At 63.3% G+C, this 19,485-nt stretch carries 14 protein-coding genes; 13 read left to right on the top strand and 1 reads right to left on the bottom strand.

The features are described from left to right. The first annotated feature begins 102 nt into the window (after positions 1 to 102). Positions 103 to 3,573, top strand: coding sequence for a type I restriction endonuclease subunit R (locus tag ABB27_RS03755; protein WP_244479124.1), 3,471 nt, complete (start codon positions 103 to 105; stop codon positions 3,571 to 3,573). Then, positions 3,570 to 3,962, top strand: coding sequence for a hypothetical protein (locus ABB27_RS03750; protein WP_057626884.1), 393 nt, complete (start codon positions 3,570 to 3,572; stop codon positions 3,960 to 3,962). Before ABB27_RS03755 ends, ABB27_RS03750 begins: the two co-directional genes overlap by 4 nt. A 319-nt stretch (positions 3,963 to 4,281) precedes the next feature. On the opposite strand, the gene glmS is transcribed toward ABB27_RS03750, so the two are convergent. After that, positions 4,282 to 6,114 carry a glutamine--fructose-6-phosphate transaminase (isomerizing) gene (glmS, locus tag ABB27_RS03745; RefSeq protein ID WP_057626883.1) on the bottom strand — a complete coding sequence of 611 codons (1,833 nt, stop codon included), beginning with the start codon at positions 6,112 to 6,114 and terminating at the stop codon, positions 4,282 to 4,284. Between the two features lie 215 nt (positions 6,115 to 6,329). Between glmS and ABB27_RS03740 the strand changes: the two genes are divergently transcribed. The 11 genes from ABB27_RS03740 to ABB27_RS03690 all read left to right on the top strand — a co-directional run bounded on the left by ABB27_RS03740 (position 6,330) and on the right by ABB27_RS03690 (position 19,442). Continuing rightward, on the top strand, positions 6,330 to 7,598 hold the full coding sequence (locus tag ABB27_RS03740) for an efflux RND transporter periplasmic adaptor subunit (RefSeq protein ID WP_057626882.1): 1,269 nt from the start codon (positions 6,330 to 6,332) through the stop codon (positions 7,596 to 7,598). 184 nt (positions 7,599 to 7,782) lie between these two features. After that, complete coding sequence (locus ABB27_RS03735) at positions 7,783 to 8,508, top strand: ABC transporter ATP-binding protein (RefSeq protein WP_057626881.1); 726 nt, start codon at positions 7,783 to 7,785, stop codon at positions 8,506 to 8,508. A 13-nt stretch (positions 8,509 to 8,521) separates the two neighbouring features. After that, a complete protein-coding gene (locus tag ABB27_RS03730; protein ID WP_152984426.1) occupies positions 8,522 to 9,847 on the top strand; it encodes an ABC transporter permease in 1,326 nt (441 codons plus the stop codon). Between the two features lie 3 nt (positions 9,848 to 9,850). Beyond that, positions 9,851 to 11,074 carry an ABC transporter permease gene (locus ABB27_RS03725; RefSeq protein WP_338061715.1) on the top strand — a complete coding sequence of 408 codons (1,224 nt, stop codon included), beginning with the start codon at positions 9,851 to 9,853 and terminating at the stop codon, positions 11,072 to 11,074. 17 nt (positions 11,075 to 11,091) lie between these two features. Then, a complete protein-coding gene (locus tag ABB27_RS03720; protein WP_057626879.1) occupies positions 11,092 to 12,396 on the top strand; it encodes an ABC transporter permease in 1,305 nt (434 codons plus the stop codon). Positions 12,397 to 12,518: 122 nt separating this feature from the next. Then, complete coding sequence (locus ABB27_RS03715; protein WP_057626878.1) at positions 12,519 to 13,742, top strand: ABC transporter permease; 1,224 nt, start codon at positions 12,519 to 12,521, stop codon at positions 13,740 to 13,742. 25 nt (positions 13,743 to 13,767) lie between these two features. Next, positions 13,768 to 15,078 carry an ABC transporter permease gene (locus tag ABB27_RS03710; protein WP_057626877.1) on the top strand — a complete coding sequence of 437 codons (1,311 nt, stop codon included), beginning with the start codon at positions 13,768 to 13,770 and terminating at the stop codon, positions 15,076 to 15,078. A gap of 58 nt (positions 15,079 to 15,136) precedes the next feature. Beyond that, positions 15,137 to 16,360: an ABC transporter permease gene (locus tag ABB27_RS03705; protein ID WP_057626876.1), complete on the top strand. Its 1,224-nt coding sequence runs from the start codon at positions 15,137 to 15,139 to the stop codon at positions 16,358 to 16,360. A gap of 34 nt (positions 16,361 to 16,394) precedes the next feature. Further along, positions 16,395 to 16,880: a nuclear transport factor 2 family protein gene (locus ABB27_RS03700; protein WP_057626875.1), complete on the top strand. Its 486-nt coding sequence runs from the start codon at positions 16,395 to 16,397 to the stop codon at positions 16,878 to 16,880. Further along, positions 16,877 to 18,208, top strand: a complete 1,332-nt coding sequence (locus ABB27_RS03695; RefSeq protein WP_057626874.1) for an ABC transporter permease — start codon at positions 16,877 to 16,879, stop codon at positions 18,206 to 18,208. Before ABB27_RS03700 ends, ABB27_RS03695 begins: the two co-directional genes overlap by 4 nt. 13 nt (positions 18,209 to 18,221) lie before the next feature. After that, positions 18,222 to 19,442, top strand: a complete 1,221-nt coding sequence (locus ABB27_RS03690) for an ABC transporter permease (RefSeq protein ID WP_057626873.1) — start codon at positions 18,222 to 18,224, stop codon at positions 19,440 to 19,442. Positions 19,443 to 19,485 lie beyond the last annotated feature (43 nt).

Raw genomic sequence — 19,485 nt, 5'->3', positions numbered from 1 at the left:
TCAACCAGGGATCGCGCTTCCATCGATCCTGACCTGGGCCATGATTCTCCTCTGCCTTTCTTTGGCCTGCGACCTCCTCCAGTACGCCACGTCGTCAGCGATTTGGGGGTATTTCCACCGGGCCAAGGAGAAGGAACTGGCAGCCAAGTCGGTCACAACCGACGCCAACGTTGCTGCTTCCCGTTGGTTCAACTGGCCTGCGATCTTCTTCTACTGGTCAAAGCTCGCTCTGATCATTGCAGCTTACGCCTGTATAGCGATCTTCCTGTTCACTCACCTGAGCGCCAATTCGTAAGGACACGTCCCGCCATGCACCCCGCCTTCACCGACACCGCCCACCGCGAGAAGTACTTCGAGGAGTACATCGTCAAGCAATTGGCCGCCCGCGGCTGGAAGGTTGGCACCACGCCCGGCTACGACCAGAACCATGCGCTGTACCCCCAGGATTTGGTTGAGTGGGTGAAGACGACCCAGCCCAAGAAGTGGGAGAGGCTAAAGGCCGGCAACGGAGACAAGGCCACAGCCACCCTCATGGATCGTCTTGCCCAGGCCCTGGAACGCGAGGGCACGGTCAGCGTGCTGCGCAAGGGCATCAAGGTGGCTGGCGCGGGCGAGATTTCGCTCAGCGAGGGCTTGCCAGAGGACGAACGTGATCTGTCTGCCTGGGAGCGCTACAACTCGAACATCCTGCGCGTGGTGCCGCAGCTCATGTACCGCCCCGGCAGCAAGCTGGCGATCGACTTGGTGTTCTTCATCAACGGCCTGGCCGTGGCCACCGTGGAGCTCAAGACCGACTTCACCCAGTCTGCGGAAGCCGCTGTCGAGCAGTACAAGAACGACCGTCTGCCGATGGACCAGACCACCAGGCGCGTGGAGCCGTTGCTGACATTCCAGCGTGGCGCGGTTGTCCACTTCGCCATGTCCGACAGTGACATCCAGATGTGCACGAAGCTGGCCGGCAAGAACAGCTACTTCCTGCCCTTCAACCAGGGCCGTGACGGCAGTAATGGCGTCTGGACGGGCAATCCTATCCGGGAAAACGGCGAGTACCCAGTGGCGTTCTTCTGGGAGCAGGTCTGCCAGCGCGACAACTGGCTGCGGATCTTCCACAGCTTCGTTTACACCGAGAAGAAGGACGTGGTCGACTTGGCCGGCAACCACTCCCGCAAGGAAACGCAGATCTTCCCCCGCTTCCACCAGTGGGATGCCGTGACCAAGATGATCGCCGATGCCAAGGCCAACGGCCCGGGTATGACCTACCTGTGCGAACACTCGGCAGGCTCGGGCAAGACCAGCACAATTGCTTGGACTGCGCACGACCTGATCCGCCTGCGCACTCCTGACAAAGGCGAGCCCTACTTCCATTCGGTCATCGTGGTCACCGATCGCACCGTGCTTGACAAGCAACTCCAGGACGCCGTCCAGCAGATCGACCACCAGAAGGATCTGATTGCCGCCATCGGTGATAAGGACACTGGCGAAAGCAAGTCTAAGGAGCTGGCCAGGGCTATGGAGCGCGGCACACCCATCATCGTGGTGACGCTCCAGACCTTCCCCTACGCCATGGAGCAGGTGCTGACCAACGGCAAGCTGAAAGACCGCAGCTTCGCCGTCATCATCGACGAAGCCCACACCAGCCAGACCGGCTCAGCCGCCTCCAAGCTGCAGGCCACGCTCGCGCTGCGCGATGCCAAGGAAATGGAAGGGCTGACCGTCGAGGAGCTGCTGGAGAAGATCCAGTCCTCGCGTGTGCGCCCGAAGAACGTCTCTTACTTTGCCTTCACGGCTACGCCCAAGCACGCCACGCTGACCCTGTTCGGCCGGCTTGCCGACCCCACCCTGCCGCCCAGCAAAGAAAACAAGCCGCAATCCTTCCACAAGTACCCGATGCGCCAGGCGATTGAGGAAGGTTTCATCCTCGACGTGATGGCCGGCTATCTGCCGTACAAAACCGCATTCAACCTGGCCGAGCCGACCAAGGACGGCAAGCGCCTCTCGCAGAAGGCAGCCAAACGCGCCCTGGCCAAATGGCTCAACCTGCACGCGACCAATGTCACGCAGAAGGTGGAGTTCATCGTTGAGCACTTTGCGGCCAATGTAGCGCCACTGCTGGGCGGCACCGCCAAGGCGATGATTGTCACCTCATCGCGTGCGTCAGCCGTGCGCTACAAGCGTGCGTTCGATGCGTACATTGCTGCCCGCCCACAGCACAAAGCGTTTCAGGCGCTGGTGGCGTTCTCCGGCGCACTGACCGGCAAGGAAGTGAGCCACAGCTCAGACGAGCAACTGCGGGACGACCCGTTCACCGCGCAGGACGACGAGCAGTTCACCGAAAGCAGCATGAACCTGCGCCAGTACGGCAGCGACCTACGCAAGGTGTTCGACCGTCCCGAGTTCCGCGTGATGATCGTGGCCAACAAATTCCAGACCGGCTTCGACCAGCCCAAGCTGTGCGCAATGTACCTGGACAAGAAGATTGCCAACGAAGTGGAAATTGTGCAGACGCTGTCGCGGCTCAACCGCACTGCGCCGGGCAAGGACACCACCTTCGTGGTCGATTTCGTCAACGAGCCGCAGGCCATCGTGGATGCGTTTGCAAAGTACGACACCGGCGCGCGCATCGTGGACGTGCAGAACCCCAACATCATCTACGACCTGCAGGCCGACCTGGATAAGGCACGCATCTACGCACGCGAAGACGTGGCTGCCTACACCGCCGTGCGCTACAAATCGGCCGCGGCGTTTGCGGCGGGAGAACAGGCGCAGCACAAGGCGTTGTACGCCGCCACCAGCCAGCCGACACAGCGCTTCAATGACGCCATCAAAGCCGGGCTGGCCGCCATGCAGTCGGCTGAGCAAGCGTTCGAGCTGGCCAAAATACAGGGCAACGAAGCCGGCATGAAACAGGCTGATGCCGCCCGCACCGCGCATGCCGATACGTTGCAGGAGTTGCTGGATTTCAAATCCGGGCTGAGCCGCTTTGGCTCGCTGTACACCTATATCGCCCAGACCATCGACCTCGGCGATGCCGAGCTGGAAGGCTTCGCCAGCTTCGCCCGGTTGCTGGCCAAACGCCTACACGGCGTGCCGCCCGAGCAGGTAGACGTGTCCGCCCTGGTCCTGACCGGCTTCGACATCAAGCTTGAAGACATGCCAGATGGTGGCGAACCACCCAAGGATGATGCTGTCATCCTCAAGCCCATCGGTGCGGGTGGCGGTGGTCAGGCATCGCTCCCTGTTTATCTGCGACAAGTGATTGCACGCCTCAATTCGATCTTCGGTGAAGCTACACCGCTGACCGACAAGGTGGCGTTCGTAAATCACGTCGCCGACATAGTGCGCGAAGACGCCAACACTATGGCCCAGGTCAAGAGCAACCCGCGCGACGTAGCCATGAACGGCAACATCAATGGCTCAGTACAATCAGCGGTGGTGCGTGCGCTGCAATCGCATGGCGACTTGGCTGCGCACGTCATGAAGCATGACCATCAGGCGATGGCCCCACTGATCGGGTTGGTCTACGAACTGATCAAGGCGGGACAAAACATCGACCAGGCTGGTCTTGGCGCATGACGCACTACGAAGGCATAACAACCGCCATTGCCTTACTTGCTGTGGCAATCAGCGCAGTGGCGCTTCACCGCGCGGGTATTGCCAACAAGACTGCCCGGGAAGCCAACGATCTGGCCCGCGCTCAGGACGAACTAGCGCAGCTCCAATTGCAGCAGGAGCAGGATCGCCGTAGAAAGACAACGCTATCGCTTAGCTTGGTAAAGCGTCAGATCATCAGTAGCAATGGCCGCCCGCTAATCAGTGAGCGTTTTCGCCTCACGAACGATGGCGAAGTCACTGCAAGCAATGCTGGATTCGAAATCCGCCTGGTGACAGCCCCTTGGTCTCGCAAGACTATGCCGCCAAGCTCCCGGCAACGCTGGCCCCCAAACAATCCATTGAAGTACTAGCAGCCATCTATCTGAATACATCATCCCGGCTGGACGTAGTGATCTTCTGGACCCATCCGGATGGAAGTCTGAAAAGACAGGAACGGATGGTGACAACCTGATTTTCCCACCGGCGAAAAATTGATGCACCGAAAAGACTGCCGCCCATGATGGCGGCAGCTTCTTATCACCTTGGTTCACAGCTCATCGGTCTGAAGAGCGGACTCTCAGGATCAAGCTTTATTTCCCATAATAAAACTTTGTTCACTGGGATAGATCTCTATTGCCTGAGATAGAGCTTTTTTACTTCTCCACACCGGTTACGCCTCTGTGACAGGCATCACTCCACGGTGACGCTCTTGGCCAGGTTGCGCGGCTTGTCCACGTCGGTGCCACGCGCCAGGGCAGTGTGATACGCCAGCATCTGCACCGGGATGGTGTGCACGATGGGGCTGAGCACGCCGGCATGGCGCGGGGTGCGGATCACGTGTACGCCGTCGGAGGCAGTGAAGTTGCTGTCCTGGTCGGTGAACACGAACAGCTCGCCGCCGCGCGCACGCACTTCCTGCATGTTGGACTTCACCTTCTCCAACAGGCTGTCGTTGGGGGCGATTACCACCACCGGCATCTCCGCATCCACCAGCGCCAGCGGACCGTGCTTGAGCTCACCGGCCGGATAGGCCTCGGCGTGGATATAGGAAATTTCCTTGAGCTTGAGCGCGCCTTCCAGGGCAATCGGGTAATGCAGGCCACGGCCCAGGAACAACGCGTTGGACTTGCCGGCGAAGCGCTCGGCCCAGGCGATGATCTGCGGCTCCAGGTTCAGTGCATGCTGCACGCTGCCCGGCAGATGCCGCAGCTGTTCCAGGTAGCCACTCTCCTGCTCGGCATCGACCTTGCCATGCAGCTTGCCCAGCACCACGGTCAGCTGGAACAGCGCGGCCAGTTGGGTGGTGAACGCCTTGGTCGAGGCGACACCGATCTCGGCGCCGGCACGGGTGTAGCAGACCAGTTCGCTGGCGCGCGGAATGGCGCTCTCGGGCACGTTGCAGATCGACAGCGTGTGCTTGTGGCCCAGCGACTTGGCGTACTTGAGCGCCTCCATCGTGTCCAGGGTTTCGCCGGACTGGGAGATGGTGACGATCAGGTGCTTGGGATTGGCATAGGCGGCGCGATAGCGGTACTCGCTGGCGATCTCCACGCTGCACGGCAGGCCGGAGATGGCTTCGATCCAATAGCGCGCGGTCAGGCCAGCGTAGTAGCTGGTGCCGCAGGCCAGGATCTGCACGCCCTCGATGTCCTTGAACACCGCTTCGGCATTCTTGCCGAACAAGGTTGCCGGGAAACCACCGGCATCAATCGCGGCCTCGACGGTGTCGGCCAGCGCGCGCGGCTGTTCGTGGATTTCCTTCTGCATGAAGTGACGGTACGGGCCCAGTTCCAGCGAGGCCAACGATACGTCCGACATGCGCTGCTCGCGCTGCGCCGGGGCGTTGTCGGCATCAAATACACGCACGCCGTGACGGGTCAGCTCGGCGGTATCGCCTTCTTCCAGGAACATCACCCGGCGGGTGGCCTGCAGGATCGCCGACACATCCGAGGCGACGAAGTTCTCGCCCTCACCCAGCCCAACCAGCAGCGGGCAGCCCATGCGTGCCACCACCATGCGCTCGGGCTCGTTCTGGCTGATCACCGCCAGTGCGTAAGCACCGGTCAACTCCTTGACCGTGCGTTGCAGGGCACCGAGCAGGTCGTCGTGATCGGCCTTGAGGTGATGGTGGATCAGGTGCGCGATCACCTCGGTATCGGTCTGCGACTCGAACACATAGCCCAGCGCGAGCAGCTTCTCGCGCTGCTCTTCGTGGTTCTCGATGATGCCGTTGTGCACCAGCGCCACACCCTGGCTGATGTGCGGATGGGCATTGGATTCGGTGACGCCACCATGGGTGGCCCAGCGGGTGTGGCCGATGCCCAGCACTGAATGGAACTGTTCGGCAGTGGCCGCGCCTTCCATTTCCGCGACCCGGCCGGTGCGGCGCACGCGCCGGATGTGCTCACCATCCAGCACCGCAATGCCGGAGGAATCGTAGCCGCGGTATTCCAGCCGCTTGAGCCCTTCAATCAGTACCGGAACCACATCGCGATCCGCGATCGCTCCCACAATCCCGCACATAGCCTATCCATTCGTGTTTACGAACGGACATTCTAAGTCAGCTGGATCAGACAACCAGTGGACATGCCGGGACATCGGCGCCCGGACACTGTCCGCGCAAGCGTCCGCGGACACCCGGACACTCACAACACTGAATATTTTCCAAATAGATTCAAACAGTTGGAGTTGGCACGCGACCTGCTTAATAGATACCAACCCCAGCAGCGAAGCCGACGATGATCCGCGACACCTCCGCCCAGGACCAGGTAAGCACCCAGCGCCCACAACCCGTCTGGCGCCGTTGGCTGTGGCCGGCCGTCGCCACCGCAGCGGTGGTGATCGGCATCGGCTATGTGATCAGCAACTGGCTAGGCGCCAGCCGTTCGTTCGATGGCGACCGCCTGCGCGTGGCCGAGGTCAGCCGCGGCGACCTGGTCCGTGACATCGCCGCCGATGGCCGCGTCATCGCCGCCAACAGCCCTGTGCTGTACGCCATCTCCTCCGGCACGGTGACCCTGAAGGTCGTCGCCGGTGACGTGGTCAAGCAGGGCCAGGAGCTGGCAGTGATCGACAGCCCGGAACTGCGCAGCAAGCTGGCCCAGGAGCAGGCCACCCTGGCCGGCCTGGAGGCCGAAGCCAGCCGCGCCGCGCTGGATGCCGTCCTCGCCCGCGCCACCGGCGCCAAACTGTCCGACCAGGCCGGCCTGCTGCGTACCGCCGCCCAGCGCGATCTGGACCGTTACCAGCGCGGTTACGACGGCGGCGCGGTGCCACAGGTGGATCTGGCCAAGGCCCAGGACGAACTGAAGAAGGCCGATATCGAACTGCAGCACGCCCATCAGGACGCCAGCCTGCAGAGCCAGGGCGCGACCCTGGATGCCCGCAACAAGCGCCTGCTCGCCGACCGCCAGGAAGCCGTGGTCGCCGAGGTAAAGCGCCAGGTCGACGCACTGACCCTGCGCGCACCGTTCGATGGCCAGGTTGGCCAGGTACAGGCCACCCAGCACACCCAGGTCGCCACCAACGCACCGATCCTGGGCGTGGTTGACCTGTCGCGCTTCGAGATTGAAATCAAGGTACCGGAAAGCTTCGCGCGTGATCTGGCGATCGGCATGCCGGCCCAGCTCACCAGCGGTTCGGGCCAACCGTTCCCGGGCGAAATCGCCGCGGTGTCGCCGGAAGTGGTGAACGGTGAAGTCGTCGCCCGCCTGCGCTTCTCCGACAAGCAGCCGCCCGGCCTGCGCCAGAGCCAGCGCATGAGCGCTCGCATCCTGCTGGATACCCGCAACAACGTGCTCAAGGTCGAGCGCGGCCCGTTCATCGAACAATCCGGCGGCCGCTACGCCTATGTGGTCAGCGGTGGCACCGCGGTGCGTCGCCCGATCCAGACCGGCGTCAGCAGCCTGGGCGAAGTGGAAATCGTCTCCGGCCTGCAGCCGGGCGAAAAGATCGTTGTCTCCGGTGCCGACCTGTTCGGCGACAACGAACGCGTCTCCATCAACTGAAGGCGGGGGTCGGGCGTCGGGATTGAACGCAGCTGCAGGTGCCCGGGTTGTCGTGAGCCCTGACCTGCACGCTGTACGCAACGACGCCCGCCCGCTGTTTTCCGCATCACCGCTCCAGCACTCCCATCCACCCCGTCCCACGCTATTGCCCGCTCCACATTCCCCGTCGCTGAAAGGAAAACCCATGCTCCAGATGCAATCCGTCTCCAAGGTCTTCCGTACCGAACAGGTTGAAACCCATGCGCTGCGTTCGCTGGACCTGCATGTGCGCGAAGGCGAGTTCGTCGCGGTCACCGGCCCCTCCGGCTCGGGCAAGACCACCTTCCTCAACATCGCCGGCCTGCTGGAAACCTTCACCAGCGGCCAATACCTGCTCGATGGGCAGGACGTCAGCCATCTCGGCGACGACGCCCGCTCGCGCCTGCGCAACCAGAAGATCGGCTTCATCTTCCAGGGCTTCAACCTGATCCCCGACCTCAACCTGTTCGACAACGTCGATGTGCCGCTGCGTTACCGCGGCATGCCCTCGGCCGAGCGCAAGCAGCGCATTGAAAAAGCCCTGAGCGATGTCGGCCTGGGCTCGCGCATGAAGCACTACCCGGCCGAACTGTCCGGCGGTCAGCAGCAGCGCGCCGCCATCGCCCGCGCCCTGGCTGGCAGCCCGCGCCTGCTGCTGGCCGACGAACCTACCGGCAACCTGGATACGCAGATGGCACGCGGCGTGATGGAGCTGCTGGAAGAGATCAACAGCCAGGGCACCACCATCGTCATGGTGACCCATGATCCGGAACTGGCTGCACGCGCCCAGCGCAACGTGCACATCGTCGATGGCCAGGCCACCGACCTGATCCGCGAGCCGGTGCTGGCCCACGCCGCCCGTATCGCCGCTGTTGCCGACAACCAGGGCTGAGCCACCCATGTCGCTGTTCGCCTATCACCTCCGCCAAGGCCTGCGCAGTCTGCGCCGCACCCCCGTGCTGACCGCACTGATGGTGCTGTCCATTGCAATGGGCATTGGTGCGTCGATGACCACGCTGACAGTGAAGCACCTGCTCTCGGGCGATCCCCTGCCCGGGCGCAGCGCGCAGATCTACTACCCGCAGGTGGATGCATCGCCGCGTGGCGAACGCGCCAGCCGTGAACCGCTGGACATGCTCGACTACACCTCGGCGACGGACCTGTGGCGTGATGGTCCGGCCGACCGCAAGGCTTTGGTGGTGGACAGCCCCGTCAAGTTATCCGCGCCGGCTAGCCAAGGGCCGGCGATGATGACCACGATGCTGTCCACCACCGCCGATTTTTTCCCGATGTTTCAGGTGCCGATGGCCTACGGTGCCGGCTGGTCGGCCGAGGATGATCAACGCCGTGCCCGCGTGGCGGTGATCTCCTCGGAATTGAACCAGCGCCTGTTCGGCGGCAAGGACAGCACCGGCCAGATGCTGCGCATCCGCGACAGCGAAGTCCGCATCATCGGCGTGCTCAAGCCGTGGCGCCCATCGCCGCTGTTCTACACCGTGGCCGGTGGCCGCTTTGCACAGGGCGACACCGCCGACTATTACCGTCCGGTCGAAGAGGTGATGGTGCCGTTCTTCACCGGCCTGCAGATCAACGCCGGCAACTTCCAGCAGTTCACCTGCAACACCCTGCCCGAGCAGCCGGGCCACCTGGAGAACACCGACTGCGTGTGGCTGCAGTTGTGGGTGCAGTTGGACAGCCCCGCCAAGGTCGCCGCCTACCAGCAGCACCTGCAGGCCTATGTACAGCAGCAACAGCAGCTCGGCCGTATCAGCCAGCCGGAGCTGGCGCGGCTGCGCAGCCTGATGGAATGGATGGATTACAACGGTGTGGTGCCGCGTGATGTGAAGCTGCAGGCCTGGGTGGCCATCGCCTTCCTGGTGATCTGCCTGTTCAACACCGTCGGCCTGTTGCTGGCCAAGTTCCTGCGCCGTACCGGCGAGATCGGTGTGCTGCGTGCGCTGGGTGCGACCCGCGCGATGGTGTTCCAGCAATGCCTGATCGAGGCGGCGCTGATCGGCGTTGGCGGTGCCGTGCTCGGCCTGCTGTTCACCCTGGTCGGGTTGTGGAGCATCCGCCAGCAGCCGCTGGCCTACGCCGACATGGTGCAGCTGGACATGACCATGCTGCTGCTCACCTTCGCCACCGCCGTGGCGACCACCGTCATCGCTGGACTGCTGCCGGCGCTGCGCGCCGCCCGCATCGATCCGGCCCTGCAGATCAAGGCCCTGTAAGCCATGACCCTGGACATCAAACCCATCATCGCCACCCTGTCGCGGCATCGCATCGCCGCCAGCCTGATCGTGCTGGAAATCGCGCTGGCCTGTGCGGTGCTGTGCAATGCGCTGTTCCTGGCCGCCTCGCGGATGGAGCTGATCGGCATGATCAGCGGCGTCGATGAGGCCTCCATCGCAACACTCAGCTTACTCGACTGTGAATCCTGCAGCGAGGTGGATATCAACAGCCGCTGGTTGCAGCAGCTGCGCAGCCAAGCCGGCGTGCAGGCCGTGGGCGTCCTCAATGCCGTGCCGTTCGGTCAACGCGCCGGCACCGCCGGCGTCTCACTGGATCCGGAGGGCAAGCACCACGGCGGTGTGCCGCATTTCTACACGATGGATGCAGGCGCAATCGATACGTTGCAGTTGAAGCCGGTGCAGGGCCGCATGTTCAGTGACGCCGACTACCAGCGGGTGGAGAACTTCCTGCCCGCGCACGCCCAGGTCTGGATCACCCAGGCATTTGCCAAGCATCTTTGGCCGGGCCAGGACCCGCTGGGCAAGCAGCTGTGGATGGGCGACTACCAGCTCACCGTTGCTGGCGTACTGGCACATTTCTCACGCCCCGACCCGGGCCGCAGCGAAAACGGCCTGGCCGGCATGGAGTGGTCGGTGATCGTGCCGGTGACCACAGATTCGCAGGCCGGCACCTATGTTGTGCGTGCCAATCCACGTGATCTGCAACGTATCGTCAGCGACGCCGTCGCCGCCGCCCCCAAGGTCACGCCGGAAGCGATCATCTCCGCTGACTACAGCAAGCCGCTGCAGCAGTTGCGCGAAATCTACTTCCAGCAGGACCGCAGCATGACCCGCCTGCTGCTGGGCATCTGCCTGGTCATGTTGCTGGTCACCGCGCTGGGCATCATTGGCCTGGCCAGTTTCTGGGTGCAGCAACGCACCAAGCAAATCGGTGTACGCCGCGCACTGGGTGCAACCCGCCGCCAGATCATCAGCTACTTCCAGACCGAAAACCTGCTGCTGACCACCGCCGGCATCGCGCTGGGCATGCTGCTGGCCTACGCCGGCAACCAGTTGTTGATGCATTACTTCGAAATCCCCCGGCTGCCGCTGTATTACCTGCCGCTGGGCGCCGTACTGCTGTGGTTGCTGGGCCAGGCTGCCGTCATCGGCCCGGCCCTGCGCGCTGCCTCCATTCCACCCATCGTCGCCACCCGCAGCGTCTGAGCTGCCAAGGATCGTCCATGTTCAGTTACTACTTCAAACTTGCGCTGCGCAGCTTCGGCCGCAACAAGATCCTGACCGCCCTGATGGTGCTGGCCATCGCGCTCGGCATCGGTGCGGCGATGACCACCTTGACGGTGTTCAAGGTGCTGTCCGGCGACCCGATTCCGCAAAAGAGTGACCGCCTGTTCTATGTGCAGCTGGACCCGGGCATGCGCGAAGGCTACAAGCCCGGCGAAGAGCCGGAGATGCAGCTGACCCGCTTCGATGCGGAAACCCTGCTGAGCCAGAAGAAAGCGCCGCGCCAGGCATTGATGACCGGCGGCGGTGGCATCGTCGATCCGCGGGTGGATGCACTCAAGCCCTTCAGCATCAGCATGCGCTACACCTCGGCTGACTTCTTCCCGATGTTCGATACGCCGTTTGCGTTCGGCCAGGGCTGGAGCAGCGATGAAGACCAGGGCCGCAGCCGCGTAGCGGTGATCAGCAAGACCCTGAATGACAAATTGTTCAAGGGAGCAAACAGCGTCGGCAAGGAAGTACTGGTGGAAGGCCATGCAATGCGCATTGTCGGCGTGCTCAAAGCATGGAAGCCAGCACCAAAGTTCTACGACCTGTACTCGGGCAAGTTCGATTCCGAAGAAGACGTGTTCCTGCCGTTCAGCACCTCGTTGGAACTCAAGCTGGACCGCAACGGCAGCATGAACTGCTTCGGCCGCGAGATCGTCAACGACGCAATGGCCTTGAACGTGCCCTGCGCCTGGGTCCAGTACTGGGTGGAGTTGAATTCGCCGGGCGATGCCAAAAACTTCAAGGGCTACCTGGACAACTACTCCGAGAACCAGCGTGCTGCCGGTCGTTTCGAGCGTCCGGCCAATACCCGCGTGCGCGATGTCATGGACCTGATGGAATACCGCAACGCGGTGCCGGGCGACGTGCGCCTGCAGATGTGGCTGGCCTTCGGCTTCCTGCTGGTGTGCCTGGTCAATACCGTCGGCCTGCTGCTGGCCAAGTTCCTGCGCCGCAGCGGTGAGATCGGTGTGCGCCGCGCCTTGGGTGCCAGCCGTGCGGAAATCTTCAAGCAGTGCCTGATCGAGGCCGGCACGATTGGTCTGGCCGGTGGTCTGCTTGGCTTGGTGTTTGCCCTGTTCGGATTGTGGGCAGTGCGCCAGCGCCCGGCCGAATACGCATCGCTTGCGCACCTGGACGGCTCGATGCTGTTGATCACCTTCGCCCTGGCGGTGTTCGCCAGCATGCTCGCCGGCATCCTGCCCGCCTGGCGCGCCATGCAGGTCGCCCCGGCACTGCAGCTCAAGAGCCAGTAACGCGATTACCCCCTCCCTTGCGCAAAGCGCAGGGGAGGGCTGGGGAGGGGTGCTTTGGCAGTCGCCCTCGCCTCTCCCAACCAAACCCTATTCCCAGCTCCACGCTTCCCCGGAGAAACCTCATGGAAATCCGCCCCATCCTCTCCACGCTGTCGCGGCACAAGACCGCCGCCGCACTGATCGTGCTGGAGATCGCGCTGAGCTGCGCCATCATCTGCAACGCGCTGTTCATCGTTTCCCAGCGCATCGACAACATGCAGCAGACCAGCGGCATCGACGAAAACAAGCTGATCGAAATCGGCCTCAGCGGCATTGGCAAGCAGGTGGACGGTGACGCCCGCACGGCTGAGGACATCGCTACCCTGCGCGCCATCCCCGGCGTGGAGAACGTCGCCATCATCAACCAGCTGCCGTTCCAGGGCGGCTCCTGGAACACCTCGTTGGCTGCCAGCCCGGAACCCGAAGCACAGTCGGTCAATGGCGCCCAGTACACAATCGGCGAGAACACCCTCAAGACCCTGGGCTTGAAGTTGATCGCTGGGCGTGACTTCAATGCCGACGAGTACATGAGCAACGACAAACTCGAGAAAGAACAGAATCTCGAATCTGTCCGTTTGTCGGTGATCCTCAGCGAGCCGATGGCTAAGCAACTGTTCCCGGACGGCGCTGCGGTCGGCAAGACCCTGTACATGGCCAACATTCCGGTCACTGTCGTTGGTGTGGTGCAGACCCTGCTGCGGCCAAACAATCAGAATAACAATCGCACGTACTCGCTACTGTTCCCTGTCCGCATGAACTACGCCAATGGCGGCCGTTTCGTCATCCGCGTAACCGACCCGGCACGCCGCGATGAAGTGCTGAAACAGGCACTGGCAACGCTGGACAAGAACGACCCGAATCGTCTGGTGTGGAGCAAGCAGACCGTCGATGAGAAGCGCGCCAAGTACTTCGCCGATGACCGCGACATGATCGGCCTGCTGTTGATCGTCAGCGGCCTGCTGTTGCTGGTGACCGCACTGGGCATCATCGGCCTGGCCAGCTTCTGGGTGCAGCAGCGCACCAAGCAGATCGGCATCCGTCGCGCCCTGGGTGCTACCCGCGCACAGATCCTGCGCTACTTCCAGACCGAGAACTTCCTGCTGGCCGGCATCGGCATCGTGGTCGGCATGTTGCTGGCTTACATGCTCAACCAGTGGCTGATGGGACGCTACGAGCTGCCGCGGCTGCCGCTGATGTACCTGCCGGTAGGCGCGGTACTGCTGTGGCTGCTCGGCCAGATCGCGGTGTTCGGCCCGGCCCGCAAGGCCGCCTCGATCCCGCCGGCGGTAGCAACGCGCAGCACCTGATCCGGCGCCTCAAGGAGGAGATGGAATGTTTGGCTACTACCTGCAACTGGCGTTGCGCAGCTTTGCCCGCAACAAGGTATTGACCACCTTGATGGTGCTCACCATTGCCGTGGGCATCGGTGCGACGATGACCACGCTGGGGCTGTACTTCGTGCTGTCCGGCGACCCCATCCCCGGCAAGAGCGCACGCCTGTTCTATCCGCAGCTGGAGCCACGCAGTCTTGGCAAGGATGCCACCCTGGACAAGGATCCCCTGCTGCAGATGAGCCGCTACGATGCCGAAGAACTGCTGCGGCAGAAGCACGGCGATCGGCAGGCGGCGATGAGCGCCGGCTCGGTGACGGTGATGCCTGCCGGCAATGCCGCGCAGCCATTCCGGATCAGGGCACGCTACACCTCGGCCGACTTCTTCCCGATGTTCGACGTACCACTGGCCGCCGGCAACGCCTGGCATGCGGCCGATGACGAAGCACGCGCCCTGGTTGCAGTCATCGACCGCAAGCTGGCCGGCCGGCTGTTTGGCAGCGCCGAACCGATCGGCAAGGAGCTGCATCTGCCACAAGGCACATTCCGCATCATCGGCTTGCTTGGCGACTTCGCGCCAACGCCGCGTTTCTATGACCTGACCAGTCAACGCTACGGCGGTGACGAACAGGTGCTGCTGCCCTTCTCCACCTCCCGCGCGTTGAAGCTGGATACCCAGGGCAACGTGCAATGCTGGGGTGCCGGCAGTGGTGACGAAGGCAACTATGGGCTCACCGCCCCCTGTGCATGGCTGCAGTATTGGGTGGAGTTGGACTCGCCTGAAAAAGCACGCGACTACCTGAAGTACCTGGCCGATTACTCGGACACCCAGCGCGCCAACGGCCGCTTCGAGCGCCCGACCAATGTGCGGCTGCACGATGTCATGGGTTGGCTGGACTTCAACCGCATCGTGCCCAACGACGTGCGCCTGCAGATGTGGCTGGCCTTCGGCTTCCTGCTGGTATGCATGATCAATACGGTCAGCCTGCTGCTGGCCAAGTTTCTGCGCCGCAGTGGCGAAATAGGCGTGCGCCGCTCCCTGGGTGCCTCGCGGCTGGACATATTCAAGCAATGCCTGACCGAAGCCGGGGTCATCGGTCTGGTCGGTGGCGGACTGGGGCTGGGCTTCGCTGCGTTCGGCCTGTGGCTGATCCGCCAGCAACCCGATGAGTACGCCAAGCTGGCACACATGGACATCACCACGCTGTGGTTGACCTTTGTGCTGGCCGTGGCGGTCAGCGTGGTCGCCGGCCTGTTGCCCGCGTGGCGGGCCATGCAGGTACCGCCAGCCCTGCAACTGAAGAGCCAATAGCCTGGCCGCCCACCTGATCGCGTCTTTGCATTCCCCTCTGCTGCTCACGGTCTTGACCATGGATCTGCTACCCATCTTCAACCAACTGATGCGACACAAGACCGCCAGCCTGTTGCTGGTGCTGGAGATCGCGCTGAGCTGCGCCATCATCTGCAATGCGGTGTTCATCATCAGCAACCGCGTCAACGAACTGCGCACCCAAAGCGGGGTTGTCGACGACGAACTGGTCTACCTGGCCACCAGCAGCCTGCTGCCGGACGTCAACTCCGATGCGCTGCGCCAGCAGGATGTGCAGGCGCTGACTGTGCTGCCGGGGGTAAAGGCGGCCAGCAGCGTCAATCAGATTCCATACGGCGGCAATGTCTGGGGTTCGGACATCCGCCTGCAGGCTGGCCAGACCCGCCCAACCGCGCACGCCTCGATCTACATGGATGACGGCCATCTGCTGCAGACCTATGGCCTGCAAGTGGTGGAAGGACGCAGCTTCCTGCCCGATGAGTACATCGAGAACAGCGCCTTCGACCCCAACAAGATCGGCCCCACCGTGCCATCCATCCTGCTCGGCAAAACACTGGCGCAGCGCTTGTTCCCCGGTGACAGCCCCATCGGCAAACGCGTCTACATCTGGGGCGAGGAGCAGCCGCCGTCCACCGTCGTCGGCGTGGTCAAGGATCTGATGGCGCCTGGTGAAGGCGGCACCTTTGCCAATCGCTACGATTCGGTGATCTTTCCCATCCGCGTCTCCAATGGCGCCTATGCGCTGCGCACCACACCCGAACAACGCCAGAGCGTGCTCAAGGCGGCCACCACCGCACTCAACCAGCAAGACCCCAACCGGATCATCGAGCAGCAGGATACGCTGGAACAGATGCGCAGCGACTTCCATCAACGTGACCGTGCGGTGATCTGGCTGCTGGTCAGCGTCTGCGCCGCACTACTGGCGGTAACCGCCTTCGGCATCATCGGCCAGGCCAGTTTCTGGGTCCAGCAGCGCACCCGTCAGATCGGCATACGCCGCGCCCTGGGCGCAACCCGCCGCCACATCCTGCGCTACTTCCAGCTGGAGAACTTCCTGTTGAGCAGCGCCGGCATCGTGCTCGGCCTGCTGCTCGCCTATGCGCTGAACATGCTGCTCATGAACCGCTATGAGCTGCCACGGCTGCCGCTTTATTACCTGCCAGCAAGCGCGATCGTGTTGTGGCTGCTGGGCCAATTGGCCGTGCTCGGCCCTGCCCGTCGCGCGGCCAGCATTCCGCCGGCGGTAGCCACCCGTAGCCTTTGATCCCGCTGTTCGCACCCATCAGGACTCCACGCAAATGAAAACGCTGGCAACACTGTTCGCGCTTACCCTCTCCATCAGTCCGTTGGCACAGGCTGCCGATACTGCCAGCGGCAGCCTGCACGACACCATTGCCGCGCTCGACCACGGCATGTTCGACAGCTTCAACCATTGCAGCGATCCGGCCCAGTTTGAAAAGCACGCCAGCTACTTCGACCCGGCGGTGGAGTTCTATCACGACAGCGGTGGTGTCACCTGGACGCGTGAGACGATGCTGGCCAATACCCGCAAGAATGCCTGTGGCAATTACACCCGGCAGCTGCTGCCGGGCACGCTGGAGGTATTCCCGATCAAGGATTTTGGTGCGATTGCCCGTGGCCAGCACCGTTTCTGCGACCTCAAGGGTGAGCACTGCGATGGACTGGCCGACTTCGTCATCGTCTGGCGCCTGCGCGATGGCCAATGGCAGGCCACCCGCGTACTGAGTTACGCGCACCGCGCGGCAACCGAGCCTGCTGCATGAACTACACATTGGAAACCGGCCTGCGTGGTTGCATCCGCCACCCACGGACGATGGCCCTGGTAGTCCTCACCCTCGCCTTGGGCCTGGCCTCGGTGATGACCATGCTGACCCTGCTGTCGGTGCTGGCCGCCGATCCCCTGCCCGGCATCAGCCAGAACCTGCACCTGGCCTGGGCGGATTCACGCCAGGCCCCCAAAAGCGGCGAGAGCGATAGCTACGGCGATGGCTCGCCAGTGCCGCCGCTATGGAAACTGGCCGACGTGCAGGCGATGCGTCAGCTGCGTCCGGATATTCAGCAGGTGGCATTACTGAGTTCCCCGCTCACCGTCAGCAGCACCGACGGCACGCTCAACAAGAACGTCTCGGCAACGTTGGCTATCGGGCCGATGCTGCCTGTGTTCAGCGTGCCATTGCGGCATGGGCGCTTCTGGACCGCAGAGGAAGAAGCAGCGCGAACCCCCGTGGTGGTGATCAGCCGCGCGCTCAGCCAACACCTGCTGGGGCGCGAAGACGGTACCGGCGCGGAGATTCGGCTGGGAAAACACAACTTCCGCGTCATCGGCATCAGCGAGCGCTGGGCACCTCGGCCGCGCCCGCACTTCCTGCCCTCCAATAACGCGGGCTGGGAAGGCGATGGTGACGAGGTGTTCGCTCCGGCCGAAGCAGTACTGGGGTCCGGTGCCGAGATCACCAGCACCCGCATCTGCGATGACAATGGCTTTGGCGGCTTCCGCTTCGATCAGATCGATACCCAGCAGTGCCGCTGGCTGGTGCTGTGGGCCGAGCTGAAGGACGATGAGCAACGCGACAGCTACGCGCAAAGCCTGCAAGGCTTTGCTGCCGAGCGCCATTCCTCCGGCATCTTCGCGCGTGCACCCAGCACCCGCCTGCAATCGATGGCGCAGTGGTTACACTTCAACCGCGTGGTACCGGACAGCGTGCGATTGAATCTGTGGCTGGCGGTGGGCCTGCTGGTGTTGTGCCTGGTCAACGTCGCCGGGCTGCTGGCAGCGCGCTTCCTGCGCCGCGCCGGCGAGCACGGCGTGCGCCGTGTACTGGGCGCGCCACGCCGCGCAATCATCGCCACCTGTCTGGTCGAATCCACCCTGGCTGGTCTGCTGGGGGGATTATTGGCGCTGCCGTTGACGCTGACCGGCCTGTGGCTGATGCGCCAACAAGGCGAGGCCTACTCATCGCTGGCACGGCTGAGCCCAGGCCTGTTCATCGGCTTGCTGCTGATGGCACTGGCGACCGGCGTAGTGGTTGGGCTGTTGCCGGCGATACGCGCCGCACGCCAGGAACCGGCACTGCAGGTCAAAACCCTTTGAACAAGGCTACCGCATGAATCCGCTGCTCTCCTCGATGCGTCGCCAGCCACTGATGCCATGGTTGATCGTGCTGCAGATCACCGTGGCCTGCGCGATCCTGTGCAATACCCTGTTCCTGCTTGCCCAGCAGGCCGGGCCGCTGTTGATCGACGATGGCATCGCCGACCAGGAAGTCATCATCATCGACCAGGTGGTGCGCCCGGATGGCAACTGGACGGCGGTACAAGGCAGCACCGGTGCCGATGCACTGGCGCGCATCCCCGGCGTACAACGCGCAACCGCCGTGGTCGGAGCGCCCATGCGCGAGACCTTGACCATGGTCTACGACCTCAAATCAGCCGCTGGCCCCACCGTGCAAGCCAGCGGCTTCATCGGCAACCGGCTGATCGACACCCTCGGCCTACAGCTCAGCCGCGGCCGCGACTTCCTCGACAACGAGTACCGCGACCTGCAGCTGGGCGATGGCGGCAACGCCACCACCACGCCCATCATCATCACCGAAGCGCTGGGCAGGACGCTGTTCGAGGGCAACCCGGTCGGCCAGGCGTTGACTTCCGGCGACGGCGACAGCCACTACGTGGTGGTCGGTGTAGTGGCGCACCTACTGCGTTACCAACTCAGCGAGCTGGACGATGGCAAGGCCGAGTACGCCATTCTGCTGCCACAACGTCCCGCCGGCCTGCCCCTGCTCAGTTTCGTGGTGCGCGCCGATGCCGCTCAGCGCGAGGCGGTGATCAAGGCCGTGCCTGCCGTATTGCAGACCACCTACGCCGGGCAGATGGCCAAGAGCTTCAACCCGGTCGTATCCAGCTACGAGCAGCTGCGCAGCAACGGCCTGCGCAACCGCCGTGCCGCCGTGTGGTTGCTGCTTACGGTGAACCTGGTGGTGGCGACCATCACCTTGATCGGCATCGCCAGCCTCAGCGGCTACTGGATACAGCAGCGCACCCGCCAGATCGGCATCCGCCGCGCACTGGGCGCAACCCGCATGCAGGTGATGCGCCACTTCCTCGCGGAAAACCTGCTACTGACCACCGCCGGCCTGGCGATAGGACTGCTGCTGGCACTGGTGATCAACCAATGGCTGATGCAGCATTACGAACTTCCGCGGCTGCCGTGGGCCTACCTGCTGGTCGCCGGTGGCCTGATGCTGCTGCTCGGCCAGCTGGCGGTGGCCGCGCCTGCGCGGCGTGCCGCGCAGCTGCCGCCTGCCAGCGCGACGCGCAGCGTGTAAGGTGCTGACTGCAGCACACTGCCGCCGCCCCTTCATCTTCCTC

This window comes from Stenotrophomonas terrae, from assembly GCF_001431465.1.
In the GTDB taxonomy this organism is placed as follows: Bacteria; Pseudomonadota; Gammaproteobacteria; order Xanthomonadales; family Xanthomonadaceae; genus Stenotrophomonas; species Stenotrophomonas terrae.
The sequence above is the reverse complement of the archived record's forward strand: the minus strand, read 5'-3'. Positions and strand labels throughout refer to the sequence as shown.